Genomic DNA, 17,920 nt, shown 5'->3' with positions numbered 1-17,920 from the left:
CGTCGAGGACACGGCGTCCACGGTCGTCGTCGACGCGCGGACGCACGGACCACCTCCAGCGTAAATCCGTTGCGCACCCGTGGGAGCATGCACAGCATGCTGGTCACCCTCACGACGACCGCCGGCGCGCCGGCCGGCTCCGTCGAGCACGGAGCCCCACCGGACGCGACCGACCTCGGATACCTGTTGCACAAGCATCCCGCACGGGCCCAGTCGTTCGACCTGCCCGTCGGCACGGCGCACGTCTTCTACCCCGAGGCCGAGCCCGCGCGCTGCACGGTCGCGCTGCTCCTCGAGGTCGACCCCGTGGGGATCGTGCGCAACAAGCGGTTCGGTGGCCGCGACGCGTTCTCGCTCGCCCAGTACGTCAACGACCGGCCCTACGCCGCCTCGTCGATGCTCGCGGTCGCGCTCGGCGCGGTGTTCCGCACCGCGATGACGGGCCGCTGCGACGCGCGGCAGGCGCTCGCGGACTCCCCGATCCCGCTCGAGATCCACGTCCCCGCGCTGCCCTGCCGCGGAGGTGCGCGGCTCGCCGAGCGCCTGTTCGAGCCCCTGGGCTGGACCGTCGACGCCACGCCCGAGCCGCTCGACCCGACCGTGCCCGAGTGGGGCGACTCGCGCTACGTCGACCTGCGCCTGACCGGGACCGTGCGCCTCGCCGACGCCCTCCACCACCTGTACGTCCTGCTGCCCGTGCTCGACGACGCCAAGCACTACTGGGTCACGGGCGACGAGGTCGACAAGCTGCTGCGCGCGGGCGAGGGGTGGCTCGCCGAGCACCCGGAGCGCGACCAGATCATGCACCGCTACCTCGCGCACCAGCGCCGGTACGTCGAGGACGCGACCGACCGCCTCGTGACGCTCGACGGCGGCCCGCTGCCCGCGGACGTCGACCTCGCGTCCAGTGCGGAAGGGACCTCGACGGAAGGTGACGTGCCCGCTGCCGGGAGCCCCGCCGTCGGGCAGGAGAAGGCACCCACGCTCGCCCGGCAGCGCGCCGAGGCCGTGATCGCGGCCCTGCACGAGGTCGGCGCGCGCAGCGTCGTCGACCTCGGGTGCGGCGAGGGCGCCCTCCTGCGTCTCCTCGCCGCCGACCGCCGCTTCACGCGGCTGCTCGGCACCGACGTGGCCGCGCGCGAGCTCGAACGGGCCGCGACGCGCCTCCGTCTCGAGGACGCGAGCGACGCCGAGCGGGAGCGCGTGCAGCTCGTGCAGTCCTCGCTCACGTACCGCGACGAGCGGATCGCGGGCTTCGACGCCGCGGTGCTCATGGAGGTGATCGAGCACGTCGACCCGCCGCGCCTGGGCGCGCTCGAACGGGTCGTGTTCGCCGAGGCCCGGCCGGCGACGGTCGTTGTGACGACGCCCAACGTCGAGTACAACGCGCTGTACCCGACGCTCGAGGAGCACGGCCACCGCCACACGGACCACAGGTTCGAGTGGACGCGCGCCGAGCTCCAGGCGTGGGCCGACGGCGTCGCGCACCGTCACGGGTACGCGGTGACCTTCCGCGACGTCGGACCCGAGGACGTGGGGCCGCGCGGGCTGGGGTCGCCGACGCAGATGGCGCTGTTCGTACGATCGACGGAGGCAGGAGCATGACCGAGGAGCAGCGCGTGACCGACGTGGGCCCCCGCGTCCTGACCGTGCCCGAGCTCTCGCTCGTGGTCCTCGTCGGGGTGTCCGGGTCCGGGAAGTCGACGTTCGCACGCGAACGGTTCGGGCCCTTCGAGGCCGTCTCCTCGGACTTCTGCCGCGGCCTCGTCTCGGGCGACGTCAACGACCAGTCGGCCACGGCCGCGGCGTTCGAGGTGCTCGGCACGATCGTGAGCAAGCGGCTCGAGGCGGGGCACCTGACGGTCGTCGACGCGACGAACGTGCAGTCCGCAGCGCGCAAGAACCTCGTGGCGCTCGCGCGGGCGCACGACGTCCTGCCCGTCGCGATCGTGCTCGACGTGCCCGAGACCGTCGCGATCGAGCGCAACCGCTCCCGCCCCGACCGCGACTTCGGCGACCACGTCGTCAAGCGTCAGCGCCAGGCGCTGCGCTCGTCGCTCAAGTCCCTGAACCGAGAGGGCTTCCGCAAGGTCCACGTGTTGCGCGGCGTCGACGAGATCGCGTCCGCCACGATCTCCCGCGAGCCGCTGCTGAACGACCTCCGCGACCAGACCGGGCCGTTCGACGCGATCGGTGACGTGCACGGCTGCCGCGCCGAGCTCGAGGCCCTGCTGACCACGCTCGGATACGTGATCGAGCGCGACGAGGCCGGCCGTGCGGTCGACGCCGCCCACCCCGAAGGCCGCCGCGCGGTGTTCCTGGGCGACCTCGTCGACCGCGGACCGGACTCGCCGGGCGTCCTGCGCCTCGTCATGGGCATGGTCCGGGCGGGGCACGCGCTCGCCGTACCCGGCAACCACGAGCACAAGCTCGTGCGCGCGCTCTCGGGGCGCAACGTGACCGTCAGCCACGGGCTGGAGACGACGCTCGCGCAGCTCGCCGAGGAGCCCGACGAGTTCCGCAAGGAAGTCGAGACCTTCTGCCGTGACCTGGTCTCGCACCTCGTGCTCGACGGCGGGCGGCTCGTGGTCGCGCACGCGGGGCTCAAGGAGTCGTACCACGGGCGCGCGTCGGGGCGGGTGCGCAGCTTCGCGCTCTACGGCGACACCACGGGCGAGACCGACGAGTTCGGGCTGCCCGTGCGCTACCCCTGGGCGAACGAGTACCGCGGCCGGGCCATGGTGCTCTACGGGCACACGCCCACGCCCGAGGCCGAGTGGGTCAACAACACGATGTGCCTCGACACGGGCTGCGTGTTCGGCGGGAAGCTCTCGGCGCTGCGCTACCCCGAGAAGGAGCTCGTCTCGGTGCCCGCGGCCGAGGTCTACTACGAGCCCGCGCGCCCGTTCCTGCCGGACGCCGGTACCGACGCGGCGGGCGCGGAAGGGGCACAGCCGCAGCGCGATCCCGACGTGCTCGACGTGACCGACGTGCTCGGCCGGCGCTCGGTCGTCACGGGCACGCGGGGCAGGATCACGATCCCCGAGGAGAACGCCGCGGGCGCGCTCGAGGTCATGAGCCGGTTCGCGGTCGACCCGCGGGCGCTGCTGTACCTGCCGCCGACCATGAGCCCGGTCGCGACGTCACGGCTCCCCGGCTACCTCGAGCACCCCGACGGCGCGTTCGCCGCGTACGTGGGCGACGGCGTCGGGCAGGTCGTGTGCGAGGAGAAGCACATGGGTTCGCGCGCCGTGGTGCTGGTGTGCCGCGAGGCGTACGGGGCCTCGGCGTGGCGCTTCGGCGTGGACGTCCAGCCGGGAGGGCGCGGGGTCGCGCACACGCGGACGGGACGTCCGCTCTTCTCCGGCCCGACGGCGGAGGCCCTCCTCGAGCGCGTCGCGAAGGCCCTCGACGGGGCCGGGGTGTGGGACGAGCTGGGGGCCGACTGGGTCCTGCTCGACGCCGAGATCCTGCCCTGGTCCGCGAAGGCCGACCAACTCATCCGCGACCAGTACGCGAGCGTCGGGGCCGCAGCGCGCGCGGTCATGCCGCCCGCGCTCGCGGCGCTCGACGCGGCCGTCGCGCGCGGTGTCGACGTCGAGGGGCTGCGGGCGCGGACGGCGTCGCGCGCCGACGACGCCGAGAGGTACACCGAGGCGTACCGCCGCTACCGGTGGCCCATCGACGGGCTCGACGGCGTGCAGCTCGCCCCCTTCCAGGTGCTCGCGAGCGGGACGAGCGGTTCCGGCGAACCGGTTCGTGACGGCGACGCCGCTCCGCTCCCCGGCTCGGTGGCGGACGGCGCGTCCGGCCCCGGGGGCCCGACCGGCGCCACCTACGCGACGCGCGACCACCTGTGGCACCTGGGCATCGCCGACCGCCTGGTCGAGGCCGACCCGGTGCTCTTCCGGCCCACGCGCCGTCTCGTGGTCGACCTCGCGGACGACGCCTCGCGCGCCGAGGGGGTCCGCTGGTGGGAGGAGATGACCGAGGCGGGCGGCGAGGGGATGGTCGTCAAGCCGCTCGCGAACCTCGTGCGCGGGCCCAAGGGGCTCGTCCAGCCGGGGCTCAAGGTCCGCGGCCGCGAGTACCTGCGGATCATCTACGGACCCGAGTACACCCAGGAGCACCACCTGGAGCGGCTCCGGGTCCGGTCGCTGGGCCGCAAGCAGTCGCTCGCGCTGCGCGAGTACGCGCTGGGGCTCGAGGCGGTCGAGCGCGTGGTCGCGGGCGAGCCGCTGTGGCGCGTGCACGAGGCCGTCTTCGCGGTCCTGGCGCTCGAGTCGGAGCCTGTCGACCCGCGGCTCTGACGAGTGCGGACGGGCCGTGACATGGCGGGACCCGCGTGACCTCGAGGTCGCGCGGGTCCTCACGGGTCAGGGGGAGTCGTGACAGGCCGGCCGGTCAGCCCAGCGTCGCGAACGAGCTGAGCGCGAGCGCGGAGAACAGCGCGATGGCCACGAGGACCGAGCCGGCCACGAGCCAGCCGTTCGCGCGGTCGGACGGGTCGCTCGCCGCGGCCGGGCGACGTGACTGCGGGGCAGACGCGTCGTCGTCGGGCAGGGAGGTGGGGCGCGAGCCGTCCGGACGCAGCGACGAGCGCGCACGGCGCGCGGTCGAGTCGTGGCCGCGGAGTGCGACGCGGATCGGCGTCGAGGTCGTGACCTGCGTGGTCATGCTTCCTCCCCAGGGAAAGTTGGCCGCCCTCGCTGTCGCGGGGCGTGCTACCAGTCTCTGCGGGGCGGGGGTGCGGGCGCATCGGTCCTCCGAACCATCCTCGGAGAGGGCCCCGTCCTCCCGGAGGATGACGGGCGCCCGTCGGATGGGGGACTTCCCCTCCGGGACGCCCCTGAGGGGGTGGGCCCGGGGTGCGCAGCCGGCCGGTGCGCGCCGGTCGGGGGCAGGTGCCGAGACTACCGCGGGGCGTTGCGCTGGTGGTCGATCCGCTGGAGGTAGCGGATCTCGCGGAACCCCACTGCGACCGCGACGAGCAGCGGGAACCACGCCCACGTGCGGCCTCTGAGCAGCGAGAACAGGCTCACGAGCCCCACCACGGCGCACCCGAGCACGGTCAGGACGCTCGCCCAGCGGATGTTCTTCATGCGGTCGTCCTCGGTTCGCTCGTGCGGGTCGTCGGTGCGGGCGGTCAGGCCGGGGGAGCGCTGCGCACCGCGAGGACCACGCCCTCGACGCTGCGGACCGCCATGCGCAGCGCGTCGCTGCGCGACGCGCCGTCCTCGGTCATGACCGACCAGGCGTTGAACAGTGTCCACCACACGGTGCGCTGGTTCCAGGAGATGGTCAGTGTCGGGTCGAACGTGCCGTCGTCCTGGCCTCGTGCGAACAGCGCGCGCACGGGGGCCTCGGCCGCGTCGCTCTCGGCCCAGAACGCCTCGTCCTCGGCGAGCGAGGCCTCGTGGAACAGCAGCATGTACCAAGGCCCCAGGTCGAAGTACTCGATCACGAGCCGGCGCAGGGCCGCGGCCGGGTCGCCGTCCTCGAGCCGGGCCGCGCGGATCGCGGCGCGCGTGCGGTCGAGGGCCTCGGCCCCGACGGCTCGGATGAGGTCCGCGCGCTCGGGGAAGTAGCGGTGCAGGGTGCTGCGGCCGACCTGCGCGGCCTGGGCGACCTCACCGAGCGAGGCCGAGGCGTTGGTGCTGAACACCTCGACGGCCGCGTCGAGGATCGCGCGCCGGGTGCGGGCGCGGGCTCCGGTCGCGGGGGCCCCGGGGACCGCAGGCGTCGCGGCGGGAGGAGCGTCGGCGCTCGCCTCGCGCGGCACGGCGGCGGTGTCGCTGGCTGTCACGTGCTCAGCGTATCCGCGAAGCGACGGGACGTCTCTTGTCTGAAATGGGACATGCGTGTTCCACTGGTCGGATGGCCGCCACCGCCCCCACGTCGACCGACCCGAACCTCGAGACCTCCGGGCCGACCGAGCCCAAGGGGCCGCTCCTCCCACGCCTCAAGGTCCTGTGGACCTTCGTCAAGCCCCACCGACGCACGCTCGCGCTCGGCCTGGTCCTCGGGCTCGGCACCACGGCCGCGAGCCTCGCGACCCCCATGGTCACCAAGCGCGTCCTCGACACGCTCGGCACCGGGGCCTCGCTCGCGCCGGCCTCGGCTGCTGGTCGGCCTCCTGCTCGTGGGGCTCGTCCTGGGACTGTGGCAGTGGATCCTGCTGGGCACGCTCGCGGAGCGCGTGGTGCTCGACGCCCGCACCTCGATGGTCCGCCGCTTCTTCCGCGCCAAGGTCGGGGCGCTCGGGTCGCGGCCCACCGGAGAGCTCGTCACGCGCGTCACCTCGGACACCGTGCTGCTGCGCGAGGCCGCGTCGTCGAGCATCGTCAACCTCGTCAACGCGGTCGTCGGGCTGGTGGGGACGATCGTCCTCATGGCCGTGCTCGACACGGTCCTGCTCGGCACGACGCTCCTCGCGATCGTCGTCATCGGCGTGCTCGTGGGGTCGCTCATGCCGCGCATCGCCAAGGCCCAGGAGCAGGCCCAGGAGTCGCTCGGACGGCTCGGCGGCGTGCTCGAGGGCGGGCTGCGCGCGCTGCGGACCATCAAGGCGAGCCGCGCCGAGCAGCGCCAGATCGACCGCGTGGTCGACGACGCGCGCGACGCGGCCCGGCACAGCGTCCGGTCGGTGCGCACCGAGGCCGTCGCCTGGACCATCGCGGGCGGCGGCATCCAGCTCGCGATCATCGTGATCCTCGCGCTCGGCGCGTGGCGCGTCGACCAGGGCCTGCTCGCGGTCTCGAGCCTGGTCGCGTTCCTGCTGTACGCGTTCCAGATCGTCGACCCCGTCACGAGCCTCACGCAGAACGTCAGCCAGCTCCAGGCCGGGATCGCGGCCGCGGGCCGCATCCGCGAGGTCGAGGCCATCGAGATCGAGGAGCCCGGGCGGGCCGGCGCCCCTGCCGGGGACGCACCCGGGCGAGGTGCGGCGGGACGGGGCGTGCCGTCGTCGGGCCGGGGGAGCGCCCTGCCCGACGACGCCGCGCACCCACCGCGTCTCGCCCACCCCTCCCCGGGCGAGGTGGGCGAGACGCCCGTGCTCGCGTTCCGGGACGTGACCGCGCGCTACCTGCCCGGCGGCGAGCCCGTGGTCCGCGACCTCACGTTCGAGGTGCCCCGGCGCGGTCAGGTCGCGATCGTCGGCCCGTCGGGAGCCGGCAAGACCACCACGTTCTCGCTGCTCCTGCGCTTCCTCCAGCCCGAGTCCGGCACGCTGCTGCTCGACGGTCGGCCCTACGACGGCTACACGTTCGACGAGGTGCGCTCGCGCATCGCGTACGTCGAGCAGGAGACGCCCGTCGTGCCCGGCACGATCCGCGAGAACCTGCGCCTGTCCGACCCCGACGCGACCGAGGACGCCATGTGGGACGCGCTTGCCAAGGTCCGCCTCGACGCCAAGGTCCGCTCGCTCGAGGACGGGCTCGACACCTCGCTCGTCGGGACCACGGTCTCGGGCGGAGAACGCCAGCGCGTGGCCCTCGCCCGGGCCGTGCTGCACGCGCCCGAGGTGCTGCTGCTCGACGAGGCCACCGCACAGGTCGACGGCCTCACCGAGGCCGCGGTCCACGCCGTGATCGAGGACCTGTCGCGCGACCGAGCCGTCGTGACGATCGCGCACCGGCTCTCGACCGTGATCGACGCCGACCAGATCCTCGTCATGGAGGACGGCCGCGTGCGGGCGCGCGGGACGCACGCCGAGCTGCTCGCCGCCGACGAGCTGTACCGCGACCTCGTGGCCGCGCTGCGGATCTCGACCGAGACGCGGAGCGAGGAGCGGGGGACGCCCCGGGTCGAGGCGGGGGCCGGAGGGGGCACCGAGGCCTGAGGGCGACCGACGCTGCCGGGAGGAACCGCGCGGACGGACCCACCCCGGCGCCGGGCCTCAGCCGAGCTGGGCGAGCCCCTCGGTCGCGATCTTCTCGAACGTCACCTGGTCGGCCGCGAACTGCGAGTCCGCGATGGGCCAGTGCAGCACGATCTCCGTGATGCCCTGGTCGCGGTAGGCCGCCGCGGTCTCGACGAACGCGTCGACCGAGTCGAGCGGCCGGTCGGGCGTGAACCCCGTCAGGAGGATGCGCTCGATGCTGCCCGGGTCGCGCCCCGCCTCGGTGCACGTGGCCTCGAGCCGGGACACCTGGGCGCCGACGGCCGCGCGTGACGCGGCCGCCGTGCCGTCCGTGCCGACGCGGTCGTCGCCCGTCGTGACCCACGCCTGGCCGTACCGCGCCGCGAGGCGCAGGCCGCGAGGACCGGTCGCGGCGATCGCGAACGGGATGCGCGGCTCCTGGACGGGACCCGGGATCGTCCGGGCCTCGTGCGCGCGGTAGTGCCCCTCGTCGTGCGTCACGGCGGGCTCGGTCAGGAGCCGGTCGAGCAGCGCGGTGAAGTCCCGCAGCCGGTCCGCGCGCTCGCGGGCCGACCAGCCCTCGCCCCCCAGGACCGTGGCGTCGAACCCCGTGGTCCCCGCACCGAGACCGAGCGTGACCCGCCCGCCCGAGAGGTCGTCGAGGGTCATGAGGTCCTTGGCGAGCGTCACGGGCTCGCGGAAGTTCGGCGACGTCACGAGGGTCCCGAGGCGGATCCGCTCGGTGACCCCGGCCGCCGCGGCGAGCGTGGGCAGCGCGTCGAACCACGGGCCGTCGCGGAAGTTGCGCCACGACAGGTGGTCGTACGTGTAGGCCGCGTGGAACCCCAGGTCCTCGGCGCGGCGCCACACGTCGCGTCCCTCGGCCCAGCGGTAGATCGGCAGGATCACGGTGCTCAGTCGCATGCCCCGACCCTACGGTGCCGCGGGCGGCCCGCGCGGTGCGGGGAAGACCGCCGAGGTGTGGTCTGCTGTCCTGAGTCCGATCCACGCATCACCGGAGGTTTCCATGGCCGTCGTCGTCAACGTCTCCCACCGCTACCCGCGCGCCGGGTCGCGCGACGAGCAGCTCGCGGTGGTCCGCGGCGACTGGCCCGTGCCCGAGGTCGACACCCCCGAGGCCTTCGCGGAGTCCGACGACGCCCAGGAGCTCCTCGACGCCGCCGACGTCCTGGTCGCCGCCGCGAGCAACGAGATCGTCGACGTCCAGCGCATCACGGGGCTCCAGGTCGACGAGGGCGGGCACGTCCGCTTCGAGACCGCCGACGAGCCCGCGCTCGTCGGGCTCGTCGGTCGGCGCCTGCGCGCCGGGGCGGCCTGGGAGCCGGGCGAGAGCTGGCCCGTGAAGCTGGTCGAGGTGTCGCGCGATGTCACGGAGTACCTCGACCTCGCGGCGCCGGCCGAGCCGGGCACCGAGGGCGCTGCCGGTGAGGCGTCGCCCGCGGCCTCCGCCGCGCTGTCCGGTGCGTCCGACCCGACGCCCGCCGGCGTGTCCCGCGACCTCGGCGGCTTCCACCTCTCGCTGACCGACGACGGCGACCTCGTGGTCACCGCTCCGCCGGGCCGCTCGGTGACCGTGGTCGCCGCGCAGATGGGCTGAGTCGCGGCGGGCCCGGGCCCGCCCTCGGCACCCTCGGTGACGTGGCAAGGTGGAGGACATGACGATCGACCTCCGCATCTTCACCGAGCCCCAGCAGGGCGCCACCTACGACGACATCCTCGCGGTCGCACGCGCCTCGGAGGAGCTCGACTTCGACGCGTTCTTCCGTTCCGACCACTACCTCGTCATGGGGGACGGCGACGGGCTCCCGGGCCCGACCGACGCCTGGACCACGCTCGCGGGCCTGGCGCGCGAGACCAGCCGCATCCGCCTGGGCACGCTCGTCACCTCGGCGACCTTCCGCCACCCGGGCGTGCTCGCGATCCAGGTCGCGCAGGTCGACCAGATGTCGGGCGGGCGCATCGAGCTGGGCCTGGGGGCGGGCTGGTTCCCGCAGGAGCACACCGCGTACGGCATCCCGTTCCCGGCCAAGCGGTTCGGGATCCTCGAGGAGCAGCTCGCGGTCATCACGGGGCTGTGGGAGACACCGGTGGGGGAGAAGTTCAGCTTCGCGGGCGAGCACTACACGCTCACGGACTCGCCGGCGCTGCCCAAGCCCGTCCAGAGCCGCGTCCCGGTGATCGTCGGTGGGCACGGCCCGCGCAGGACCCCGGCGCTCGCGGCGCGCTACGCGACCGAGTTCAACGTCGCGTTCCCCGACCCGGGTGTGCTGGGCGACCGCATCGAGAACGTGCGCGTGGTCTGCCAGGACGCGGGCCGCGACCCCGACGACCTGATCTACTCGGCGGCGTTCGTGGTGTGCGTGGGCAAGGACGAGGCGGAGTTCCGTCGTCGCGCCGCGGCGATCGGTCGTGACCCGGAGGAGCTGCGGACCAACGGCATCGCGGGCACCGTGGCCGAGGCCGCGGACAAGCTCGCGGCCACGAGCGAGGACGGCGCGACCCGCTTCTACCTGCAGGTCCTGGACCTCGCGGACCTCGACCACCTCGAGCTCATCGCGCGGGAGGTCAGGCCGCAGCTGAGCTGAGCGCCAACCTGCCCGACGGCGGAGCGCACCTTCTCCGGGAAGGTGCGCTCCGCCGTCGGGCGTCCTGGGTGGTCGGTGACGCGAGCGAGGGGTGGTGGGACGGGGCTGTCCACGGCGTACCGGCCGTTCACGGAGCGTGCGTACCGGGCAGTACCCTTCCCTTCGGCACTTCACCAAAACTTCACGAACGGAGCCCCCCATGGCAGCACTCGGCTGGAAGATCCACGGAGACGGGAAGCGCGTCGAACCCGGCGCCGTGGTCAGCACCGACGAGCGCCTGAGCTGGCCTCGCACGATCGGGATCGGCATGCAGCACGTCGTCGCGATGTTCGGCGCGACGTTCCTGGTCCCGCTCCTGACGGGCTTCTCTCCGGCGACCACGCTGTTCTTCTCGGCGATCGGGACCATCGGGTTCCTGCTCATCACGCGCAACCGGCTCCCCAGCTACCTCGGGTCGAGCTTCGCCTTCATCGCCCCCATCACCGCGGCAACCGCGTCGGGCGGCCAGTCCGTCGCGGTCGGCGGGATCCTCGTCACGGGTCTGGTGCTCGCGCTCATCGGCGTCGTGGTGCACTTCGCGGGCCCGCGCTGGATCGACGTGACCATGCCGCCCATCGTGACCGGCACGATCGTCGCGCTCATCGGCCTCAACCTGGCACCCGCCGCCTGGAACAACTTCAAGGTGTTCCCCGTGACGGCGTTCATCACCCTCGCCTCGATCATCCTCATCACGGTGCTCTTCAAGGGCATCATCGGTCGTCTCGCGATCCTGCTCGGCGTGATCATCGGCTACGTCGTCGCGACGATCCGCGGCGAGGTCGACTTCGCCCCGGTGTCCGACGCCACGTGGTTCGGTCTGCCCGAGTTCGTGACCCCGACGTTCGACGTCGCGGTCCTGGGGCTGTTCGTCCCGGTCGTGCTGGTGCTCGTGGCGGAGAACGTGGGCCACGTGAAGTCGGTCGCGGCCATGACGGGCAAGAACCTCGACGACCTCACGGGCCGTGCGCTCTTCGCCGACGGTCTCGCGACGACGTTCGCAGGGATCGGCGGCGGTTCGGGCACCACGACGTACGCCGAGAACATCGGGGTCATGGCCGCGACGCGCGTCTACTCGACCGCGGCCTACTGGGTCGCGGGCGCGACGGCCCTGGTCCTGAGCATGTCGCCCAAGTTCGGTGCGCTCATCGCGACCATCCCCGCGGGGGTCCTGGGCGGGGCGACGACCATGCTCTACGGCATGATCGGCATCCTGGGTGCGCGCATCTGGGTGCAGAACAAGGTCGACTTCTCCGACCCGGTCAACCTCACGACCGCGGCCGTCCCGCTGATCGTCGGCATCGCGAACTTCACCTGGGTCATCGGCGACGTGACGTTCGAGGGCATCGCCCTCGGTACGGCGTCGGCCCTCGTGATCTATCACGTGATGCGCAACATCGCGCGGTGGCGCGGGACGTCGCAGGAGCCCGCGAGCCCGGCCTCGGTGCCGGGCGGCGAGGAGATGGCGGACCGCTGACCGGCCGCTGACTGACCGCTGGGCGCCGCCGCTCGCGGTGGACCTGGTGCGCACGCGGGTGACCCGCCCGCGAGATGCGGCTGACGGGGGTCCGGGAGAGTTTCCGACCCCCGTCAGCCGCATCTCGCGCACTGCAGGTCGGGGCGGTCGCGGAGCCGGGTCCCCGCGACCGGAGCCCGGGCTAGAGCTTGAGCCCCAGCACGTAGCCCTGCGGCACCACCAGGCGCTCGAAGCCGAGGTGCTCGTAGAACCCGATCGCCGACGCGTTGGTCTCCGAGACCCCCAGGTGCACGCCCTGGACACCGCGCTCTCGCAGCGCGTCGAACAAGGTCTCGAGGAGTCGTCTGCCGTTGCCCCCTCCCTGCGCCTGCGGGAGGAGGTCCACGTGGAGGTGGGCCGGGTACAGGTCCACCACGTCCTGCTCCGCGGCCCCGGGCGAGTGGATCTGCGCGACGAGGCTGCTGTCCAGGGACTCGGCCGGGAAGGAGTCGAGCGGGTACCGCTCGCGAAGGGCCGACCACCACTCGCGCTCGCAGCGTGCCTCGAACTCGCGGGTGTCGGCGGCACCGATCACGTACCCGACCGCTCCCGTGCCGTCGTCGACCACGAACGCCAGGTCCGGCTCGAGCTTCAGGTACGCACCGAGGTAGACCTCACCGAGCAGCCGGGGGTCGCGATACCTCGCGGTCGCGTCGCCGCCGTCGGCCCCCGTCCGCAGGCAGATCTCGTACAAGCGGTCGACCTCGGCGGGGTCGGTGACGCGAGCGGGGCGCAGGGGGAGCGAGGCCATCGTGGGAGCGACCGTTCAGGAGCAGGGACGAATCAAGACCGGGCCAGACAGTAGCGCCGAACCCTGTGCGGGACCAGCGCATTCCCGGAGGAACGGACCGGGGCCCGCGTCAGCCTTCTGCCGGGGCTTCCTCGGCAGGGACCTCTTCGGCAGGGACGTCGGCTGCGGGTACCGGCGGGACGTAGGCGGCCCGCGGGGTGAGGGTCTCGACCGCCACGCAGTCCTTGCGGCTCTCGAGCGGGACGGCCCCGTCGAGGCCGACGAGCTCCTCGTCGACCAGGTTCTCGAAGTTCTTGCCGAGCACCACGTCGACCGTGGCGTCTGCGCGGTCGTCGAGGACCAGCACGGGCGAGGGATAGTGCGCCGCGAGCGTGTAGGCCTGCGCCACCCCGGTCAGGCCGTAGGAGATCTGCGTGACGTTCTGCGTGATGTTCTTGCCGGTGGCGTCCTCGAGGTCTCCCAGCAGGACGACCGTGAAGCCGCGGTTGGTGAGGATCTCCTGGTTCGCGGCGCCCAGGCCGCCCTTCCCGGTGCCGTTGAAGACGCGTACCTGGACGTCGGCGTACGCGACGGGCAGCGTGCCCTCGGGCAGGCAGGGGGACTTGACGTCGGCGAGCTCGCCGTCGACCTGGATGGTGGTGAAGCCCTTGTTGAAGGGGGCGTCGACGGCGCCCGTGTACACGGCCAGCGCACCGATGCCGGTGATGACCAGGAAGGCGACGAGCAACCCGAAGATCACGGCCTGGCGCTCGTGCATGCGCCGTCGTCGGACGGTACGGGAGTGGTCGGGGCCGGGCTGCGTGGTCACGCCAGCAACTTACCCGACCGCAGGGGCGTTGAGCATGAGCACACGGGCGTGCAGGATGGCACGTTGCTGAAGAGCCGCCCTCACGGCACGGTGCAGCCCGTCCTCGAGGTAGAGGACACCCTGGTACTCGACGACGTGCGCGAAGAGGTCACCGTAGAACGTCGAGTCCTCCGAGAGGAGGGTCTCCAGGTTCAGGGTGCCCTTGGTCGTGACGAGCTCGTCGAGCCGTACCTGCCGCGGCGGGACGCTCGACCAGTCCTTGGGCGTCACCAACCCGTGATCGGGGTACGGGCGCCCTTCGCCGACGGCCTTGAAGATCATGCGGGTCAGTCTAGGGCGGGCGCCGGGCGCGAAGGGCTGGATGTCACCCGGTGCTCGACAACTCCACGGGCCCCGCACATCCGCTCCAGGGCCGGGCGGTGCGCCGCGCTCACGCGCCGCTCACGTCCCGACGCCTGAACCCGACGTATGCCAGAGCGACGAGCGCAGCCGCCACTGCGGTGAGGGCGAGCACCGGGCCGAGGGCGAACGGGTCGAGCGGGACCTGGGGCACGTGGGTGAAGGGCGACAGGTCGCGGACCCACTGCGGAAGGCCCAGCAGCTCGCCGAGCTGCCCGACGACGAGCACGAGCGTCACGATCCCCCAGCCCAGCGCGACCAGACGCGGCCACCAGCCGTAGAGGGCGAGCACGAGGCCCGCGACGACGAGGGCCGCAGGCACCTGCACGAGCCCCGCGCCGACGGCGTCGCCGAACGCCGCGCCCCACCCGCCCGACACGAGAGCGTGCCCCAGGCCCATCATGAGCCCCGACCACAGCGGGACGGCGACCACGCCGACGACGGTCAGGACGACCGAGGCCGACAGGTAGCGATTCCGTGAGACCCCGGTCGCGAGGACCAGCTCGGCCCGCCCGGACGTCTCCTCGGCGTGCAGCCGGGAGACCGAGGTCACCGCGAAGGCCGCGGCCGCGATCCCGACGAACCCCATGATCGCGACCTGGAAGACCTGGGCGAGCGCACCTGCCCCGCCGAGCTGCTCGATGATCTGCTGCATCTGCGGCGACGACCCCGCGATGTCGTCGACCGAGTCCAGGAGGAACCCGACGAGCAGGCAGTAGGCGCCCACGCCCAGCGCCCACGAGGCGACGCCCGGGAGCTGGATCCTGCGCGCGATCGCGAGAGGGCTGGTCAGCGAGGACGACCCGGCGGGGCCGGGGCGAGGCTGGACGAGCCCTGCCCCGAGGTCGCGGCCGAGCGACGTGCGCGCCGCGACCGCCACGCACACGACGAACAGCGCGAGGCACAGCAGCGCGGGTCCGACGGCGTTCGCGCCGAACGGGTCGATCTCCTGGACCCAGCCGACGGGCGAGACCCAGTGCAGCCAGTCGGCAGACGGCTCGATGTCGGCGACGCCGCGCAGCGCGTACCCCGCGACGAGCAGCAGCACGCCGATCGTGTTCGCGGTCCGCGAGGACGTCGCGACCTGCGCACAGACCGCCCCGATCCCCGTCCCTGCCAGGCCGAGCGCCGCGAACTGCAGGCCGAACGCGACGGACGAGGCGCCGTCGGCTCCTTGGGCCACGAACATCGCGGCCATGAGCGCGCCCGTGAGGACCGACATCCCGGCCGCGACGAGGACACCCGTCGCGAGCGGTGCGAGCGACCCCACGTGCGCCGCGCGCACGAGCTCGAGCCGTCCGGTCTCCTCCTCCTTGCGCGTGTGGCGCACCACGGTGAGCACCGCGAGCACGCCCAGGACGAGGATCATGAAGAGCCCCACGCGCCAGGCCGTCGTCGAGGCGACCGACCCGGTGTGCTCGAGAGGGCCCAGCAGCGCCAGGAACGCGCTGTTGGTGCCCATGCTCGCGGCGAGCTCGTCGCGCTCGGCCTGCGTGCCGTAGACGGTCGCGACCGACGAGTACGTCACGGCGACCATGAGCAGCACGACGACGACGTACACGGGCAGGAGGACCCGGTCGCGCCGCAGCGCGAGCCGCACGAGCGACCCCGTCCCGGCGAGCGCGCGGTGCAGCGACAGGGGCGGGGCGGCGGTGCGGGCCGGGGCGGTCGACGGGGACGCGAGCGCGGTCATCGCTCGGCCTCGCCCTCGAGCAGGGCGAGCTCGTCGCCGTACTGCCGCAGGAACAGCTCCTCGAGCGAGGGCGGCTCGATCGTCAGGCCGTGCGGCTCGAGGTCCGCGAGGGCGCGCGTGACCTGGGGGAGCGCGTCGTCGTCGACGTGGAAGGTCAGGTGCGACCCGTCGACGGTGAGGTCGTGCACGCCGTCGAGCGCATCGAGCGCGGCGGTCGAGGTGGCTCCCGGACCGACGGTCACGACGACCTTGGAGCGCGTGAGGTGGCGCAGCTCGCGCAGCGTCCCGGACTGCACGGCCCGGCCGCTGCGGATGATCGTGACGGTGTCGCACAGCGCCTCGACCTCGGCCAGGATGTGGCTCGACAGCAGGACCGACGTGCCGCGCGCGGTCGCCTCGCGCACGCAGTCCTGGAAGACGGCCTCCATGATCGGGTCGAGGCCCGACGTCGGCTCGTCGAGCACGAGCAGCTCCGCGTCGGCGCTCAGCGCCGCGACCAGCGCGACCTTCTGCCGGTTGCCCTTGGAGTAGGTCCCGGTCTTCTTGGTCGGGTCGAGCTCGAACCGCTCGAGCATGCGGGCCTTGCGGCGTTCGTCGACCGCCGCGCCGCGCAGGCGCAGCAGCAGGTCGATCGTCTCGCCGCCCGAGAGCTGGGGCCACAGCGTGACGTCGCCCGGGACGTAGGCGAGGCGTCGGTGCAGGGAGACGGCGTCACGGAACGGGTCGCCGCCCAGCAGGGTCGCGGTGCCCGAGTCGGGGCGCAGGAGGCCGAGCAGGACGCGGAGGGTCGTGGACTTCCCGGCGCCGTTGGGTCCCAGGAAGCCTGCGACCTCTCCGGCGCGGACGGTCAGGTCCAGGCCGTCGAGCGCCTGGGTGGTGCCGAAGGACTTGCGCAGGTCGTGGATCTCGACGGCCGGTCCGCGGGTCGTGGCGGGGTCGGAGGTCGTGCGTGCTGTCGTGGTCATGGTTCCTCGTCGGGGAGGCGTGGGCTGGGAGGGAGAGCCGGTGCGGGCCGTCGTCGAGCGGGGGACGTTCGTGCCCGACGGCGTCGCTCGCCTCGGCGAGCGGGCGGCGGTCTCGTCGACCGGGGCGGCGGACGACCGCTCGGGCTACGGGGCCGGTGCTGCGGAGGCCTGCTCGTCGGGGGGCGGCTCGGCGTACCGGAGGTACGCGTCGAGGAGCGTGCGGTCGGTCAGGAAGCCCTCGGTGAAGAGCTCGATCGAGGGCAGGCCCATGCGGTCGACATAGGCACGGACGATCGCGCCCGTGTCGGTGGGGTCCTCGGGCGGGTGCAGCGTGAGGTCGAGGAGGATCGTCCCGAGGGACTGCGTGACGAGGTACTGCGCTCGCGCGGTCTCGTCGAGCGAGGACCTGATGGTGCCGGCGGCGACGCCGTCGGCGATGTACGCGGCGGCGTCCTCGACCATGCTCTCGACGAACGAGCGGGCGAGGTCGCCGCCCTCCTGGAGGCTGCGCAGCACGTAGCCGAGGACCGGGCCGTACTCCTCGACCGACGAGAGCTGTGCGAGGACGTCCATGGGGCTGCCTCGGGAGCCCGTCTCGTCGCCCAGGACGTTGCGCTTGTTCTCCCGGATCAGGACGAGGACGTGCTCGTCGCACGCTCGCCGCAGGCCGTCCTTCGAGCCGAAGTGATGGATGACGAGGCCCGCGCTGACCCCGGCGTCGGCGGCGAGCGTGCGCAGCGGGACGCGGAAGCCCTCGCTCGCGAAGCGGGCCAGGGCCGCGTCGCGGATGCGCGCGCGAGCCGTGAGGTCCGAGGGGTCGGCCGCGGGCTCTGCCGCGTCGACCGCGGGGGTGCGTGATGGTGCTGAACGCATGTTCAACACGCTAAACACCTGTTCAGCCCGGCACAAGAGGGACCGGCGTCAAGGAGTCGTCAAGGTCGACAGGGATGCGGGTCCGTCGCAGGGATGACGACCGAGCCCTTGCGTCAGGGGTACGAATCAGGGACGGACCAGGGGAGCCCCCGATGTGCGGGCCTCAGCCCCCGGCGTACCGTCGAAACATGAGCCACATCCTCGCCAGACCGCGCCGCGGCGCCGTGATCGCCGGTGTCTGTGCCGGCCTCGCCCGACGCTTCGACATCAGCCCGACGCTGGTCCGCGTGCTCGCGGTCGCGTCCTGCATCCTGCCCGGACCGCAGATCCTGCTGTACATCGTGCTGTGGATCGTCCTGCCCCGGGACCCGGAGTGAACCCCGCCTGAGGAACACCGGCGGCCGACACG

At 73.2% G+C, this 17,920-nt stretch carries 17 protein-coding genes; 7 read left to right on the top strand and 10 right to left on the bottom strand.

Translation table 11 applies throughout. The features are described from left to right. The first annotated feature begins 96 nt into the window (after positions 1–96). Positions 97–1,605: a 3' terminal RNA ribose 2'-O-methyltransferase Hen1 gene (locus tag ACFWGN_RS00255; RefSeq protein ID WP_377615164.1), complete on the top strand. Its 1,509-nt coding sequence runs from the start codon at positions 97–99 to the stop codon at positions 1,603–1,605. After that, a complete protein-coding gene (locus ACFWGN_RS00250; RefSeq protein WP_377615163.1) occupies positions 1,602–4,310 on the top strand; it encodes a polynucleotide kinase-phosphatase in 2,709 nt (902 codons plus the stop codon). Before ACFWGN_RS00255 ends, ACFWGN_RS00250 begins: the two co-directional genes overlap by 4 nt. 94 nt (positions 4,311–4,404) lie before the next feature. On the opposite strand, the gene ACFWGN_RS00245 is transcribed toward ACFWGN_RS00250, so the two are convergent. The 3 genes from ACFWGN_RS00245 to ACFWGN_RS00235 all read right to left on the bottom strand — a co-directional run bounded on the left by ACFWGN_RS00245 (position 4,405) and on the right by ACFWGN_RS00235 (position 5,806). Further along, on the bottom strand, positions 4,405–4,677 hold the full coding sequence (locus ACFWGN_RS00245; RefSeq protein WP_377615162.1) for a hypothetical protein: 273 nt from the start codon (positions 4,675–4,677) through the stop codon (positions 4,405–4,407). 236 nt (positions 4,678–4,913) lie between these two features. Continuing rightward, a complete protein-coding gene (locus ACFWGN_RS00240; RefSeq protein ID WP_056645005.1) occupies positions 4,914–5,102 on the bottom strand; it encodes a hypothetical protein in 189 nt (62 codons plus the stop codon). A 44-nt stretch (positions 5,103–5,146) separates the two neighbouring features. Further along, positions 5,147–5,806: a TetR/AcrR family transcriptional regulator gene (locus ACFWGN_RS00235; protein ID WP_377615161.1), complete on the bottom strand. Its 660-nt coding sequence runs from the start codon at positions 5,804–5,806 to the stop codon at positions 5,147–5,149. A gap of 336 nt (positions 5,807–6,142) precedes the next feature. Here ACFWGN_RS00235 and ACFWGN_RS00230 point away from each other — a divergent pair, with 336 nt between their 5' ends. Next, entirely contained in the window at positions 6,143–7,843 is a 1,701-nt protein-coding gene (locus ACFWGN_RS00230; protein WP_377615160.1) for an ABC transporter ATP-binding protein, read from the top strand. 57 nt (positions 7,844–7,900) lie between these two features. On the opposite strand, the gene ACFWGN_RS00225 is transcribed toward ACFWGN_RS00230, so the two are convergent. Further along, entirely contained in the window at positions 7,901–8,788 is an 888-nt protein-coding gene (locus tag ACFWGN_RS00225) for an LLM class flavin-dependent oxidoreductase (RefSeq protein ID WP_377615159.1), read from the bottom strand. Between the two features lie 103 nt (positions 8,789–8,891). On the opposite strand from ACFWGN_RS00225, the gene ACFWGN_RS00220 reads away from it, so the two are divergent. The 3 genes from ACFWGN_RS00220 to ACFWGN_RS00210 all read left to right on the top strand — a co-directional run bounded on the left by ACFWGN_RS00220 (position 8,892) and on the right by ACFWGN_RS00210 (position 11,983). After that, positions 8,892–9,482, top strand: a complete 591-nt coding sequence (locus ACFWGN_RS00220; RefSeq protein ID WP_377615158.1) for a hypothetical protein — start codon at positions 8,892–8,894, stop codon at positions 9,480–9,482. 64 nt (positions 9,483–9,546) lie between these two features. After that, positions 9,547–10,470, top strand: coding sequence for an LLM class F420-dependent oxidoreductase (locus ACFWGN_RS00215; protein WP_377615447.1), 924 nt, complete (start codon positions 9,547–9,549; stop codon positions 10,468–10,470). Between the two features lie 199 nt (positions 10,471–10,669). Continuing rightward, positions 10,670–11,983, top strand: coding sequence for a uracil-xanthine permease family protein (locus ACFWGN_RS00210; protein ID WP_377615157.1), 1,314 nt, complete (start codon positions 10,670–10,672; stop codon positions 11,981–11,983). Between the two features lie 181 nt (positions 11,984–12,164). Here the strand turns inward: ACFWGN_RS00210 and ACFWGN_RS00205 are convergent, their stop codons facing one another. The 6 genes from ACFWGN_RS00205 to ACFWGN_RS00180 form a co-directional block, all read right to left on the bottom strand. After that, a complete protein-coding gene (locus tag ACFWGN_RS00205) occupies positions 12,165–12,773 on the bottom strand; it encodes a GNAT family N-acetyltransferase (RefSeq protein WP_377615156.1) in 609 nt (202 codons plus the stop codon). Positions 12,774–12,882: 109 nt separating this feature from the next. Beyond that, on the bottom strand, positions 12,883–13,581 hold the full coding sequence (locus tag ACFWGN_RS00200; RefSeq protein WP_377615155.1) for a LytR C-terminal domain-containing protein: 699 nt from the start codon (positions 13,579–13,581) through the stop codon (positions 12,883–12,885). Positions 13,582–13,590: 9 nt separating this feature from the next. Then, positions 13,591–13,902, bottom strand: a complete 312-nt coding sequence (locus ACFWGN_RS00195) for a type II toxin-antitoxin system VapB family antitoxin (RefSeq protein WP_056645031.1) — start codon at positions 13,900–13,902, stop codon at positions 13,591–13,593. A gap of 109 nt (positions 13,903–14,011) precedes the next feature. Next, on the bottom strand, positions 14,012–15,673 hold the full coding sequence (locus ACFWGN_RS00190) for an ABC transporter permease (RefSeq protein WP_377615154.1): 1,662 nt from the start codon (positions 15,671–15,673) through the stop codon (positions 14,012–14,014). Then, a complete protein-coding gene (locus ACFWGN_RS00185) occupies positions 15,670–16,638 on the bottom strand; it encodes an ATP-binding cassette domain-containing protein (RefSeq protein WP_377615153.1) in 969 nt (322 codons plus the stop codon). Before ACFWGN_RS00185 ends, ACFWGN_RS00190 begins: the two co-directional genes overlap by 4 nt. Before the next feature lie 144 nt (positions 16,639–16,782). Further along, entirely contained in the window at positions 16,783–17,511 is a 729-nt protein-coding gene (locus ACFWGN_RS00180) for a TetR family transcriptional regulator (protein WP_377615152.1), read from the bottom strand. A 188-nt stretch (positions 17,512–17,699) separates the two neighbouring features. Between ACFWGN_RS00180 and ACFWGN_RS00175 the strand changes: the two genes are divergently transcribed. Next, positions 17,700–17,888, top strand: coding sequence for a PspC domain-containing protein (locus ACFWGN_RS00175; RefSeq protein WP_056645039.1), 189 nt, complete (start codon positions 17,700–17,702; stop codon positions 17,886–17,888). Positions 17,889–17,920: the final 32 nt, after the last annotated feature.

It is taken from the genome of Oerskovia sp. NPDC060338 (assembly GCF_042726295.1).
Classification (GTDB): domain Bacteria; phylum Actinomycetota; class Actinomycetes; order Actinomycetales; family Cellulomonadaceae; genus Oerskovia; species Oerskovia merdavium.
The sequence above is the reverse complement of the archived record's forward strand: the minus strand, read 5'-3'. Positions and strand labels throughout refer to the sequence as shown.

What these genes read in the sequence shown, in the direction of transcription:
- ACFWGN_RS00255 (WP_377615164.1), top strand. Translation starts at nt 97, where the DNA reads ATGCTGGTCACCCTCACGACGACCGCCGGCGCGCCGGCCGGCTCCGTC.
- ACFWGN_RS00250 (WP_377615163.1), top strand. Translation starts at nt 1,602, where the DNA reads ATGACCGAGGAGCAGCGCGTGACCGACGTGGGCCCCCGCGTCCTGACC.
- ACFWGN_RS00245 (WP_377615162.1), bottom strand. Translation starts at nt 4,677, where the DNA reads ATGACCACGCAGGTCACGACCTCGACGCCGATCCGCGTCGCACTCCGC.
- ACFWGN_RS00240 (WP_056645005.1), bottom strand. Translation starts at nt 5,102, where the DNA reads ATGAAGAACATCCGCTGGGCGAGCGTCCTGACCGTGCTCGGGTGCGCC.
- ACFWGN_RS00225 (WP_377615159.1), bottom strand. Translation starts at nt 8,788, where the DNA reads ATGCGACTGAGCACCGTGATCCTGCCGATCTACCGCTGGGCCGAGGGA.
- ACFWGN_RS00220 (WP_377615158.1), top strand. Translation starts at nt 8,892, where the DNA reads ATGGCCGTCGTCGTCAACGTCTCCCACCGCTACCCGCGCGCCGGGTCG.
- ACFWGN_RS00210 (WP_377615157.1), top strand. Translation starts at nt 10,670, where the DNA reads ATGGCAGCACTCGGCTGGAAGATCCACGGAGACGGGAAGCGCGTCGAA.
- ACFWGN_RS00205 (WP_377615156.1), bottom strand. Translation starts at nt 12,773, where the DNA reads ATGGCCTCGCTCCCCCTGCGCCCCGCTCGCGTCACCGACCCCGCCGAG.
- ACFWGN_RS00195 (WP_056645031.1), bottom strand. Translation starts at nt 13,902, where the DNA reads ATGATCTTCAAGGCCGTCGGCGAAGGGCGCCCGTACCCCGATCACGGG.
- ACFWGN_RS00190 (WP_377615154.1), bottom strand. Translation starts at nt 15,673, where the DNA reads ATGACCGCGCTCGCGTCCCCGTCGACCGCCCCGGCCCGCACCGCCGCC.
- ACFWGN_RS00185 (WP_377615153.1), bottom strand. Translation starts at nt 16,638, where the DNA reads ATGACCACGACAGCACGCACGACCTCCGACCCCGCCACGACCCGCGGA.
- ACFWGN_RS00180 (WP_377615152.1), bottom strand. Translation starts at nt 17,511, where the DNA reads ATGCGTTCAGCACCATCACGCACCCCCGCGGTCGACGCGGCAGAGCCC.
- ACFWGN_RS00175 (WP_056645039.1), top strand. Translation starts at nt 17,700, where the DNA reads ATGAGCCACATCCTCGCCAGACCGCGCCGCGGCGCCGTGATCGCCGGT.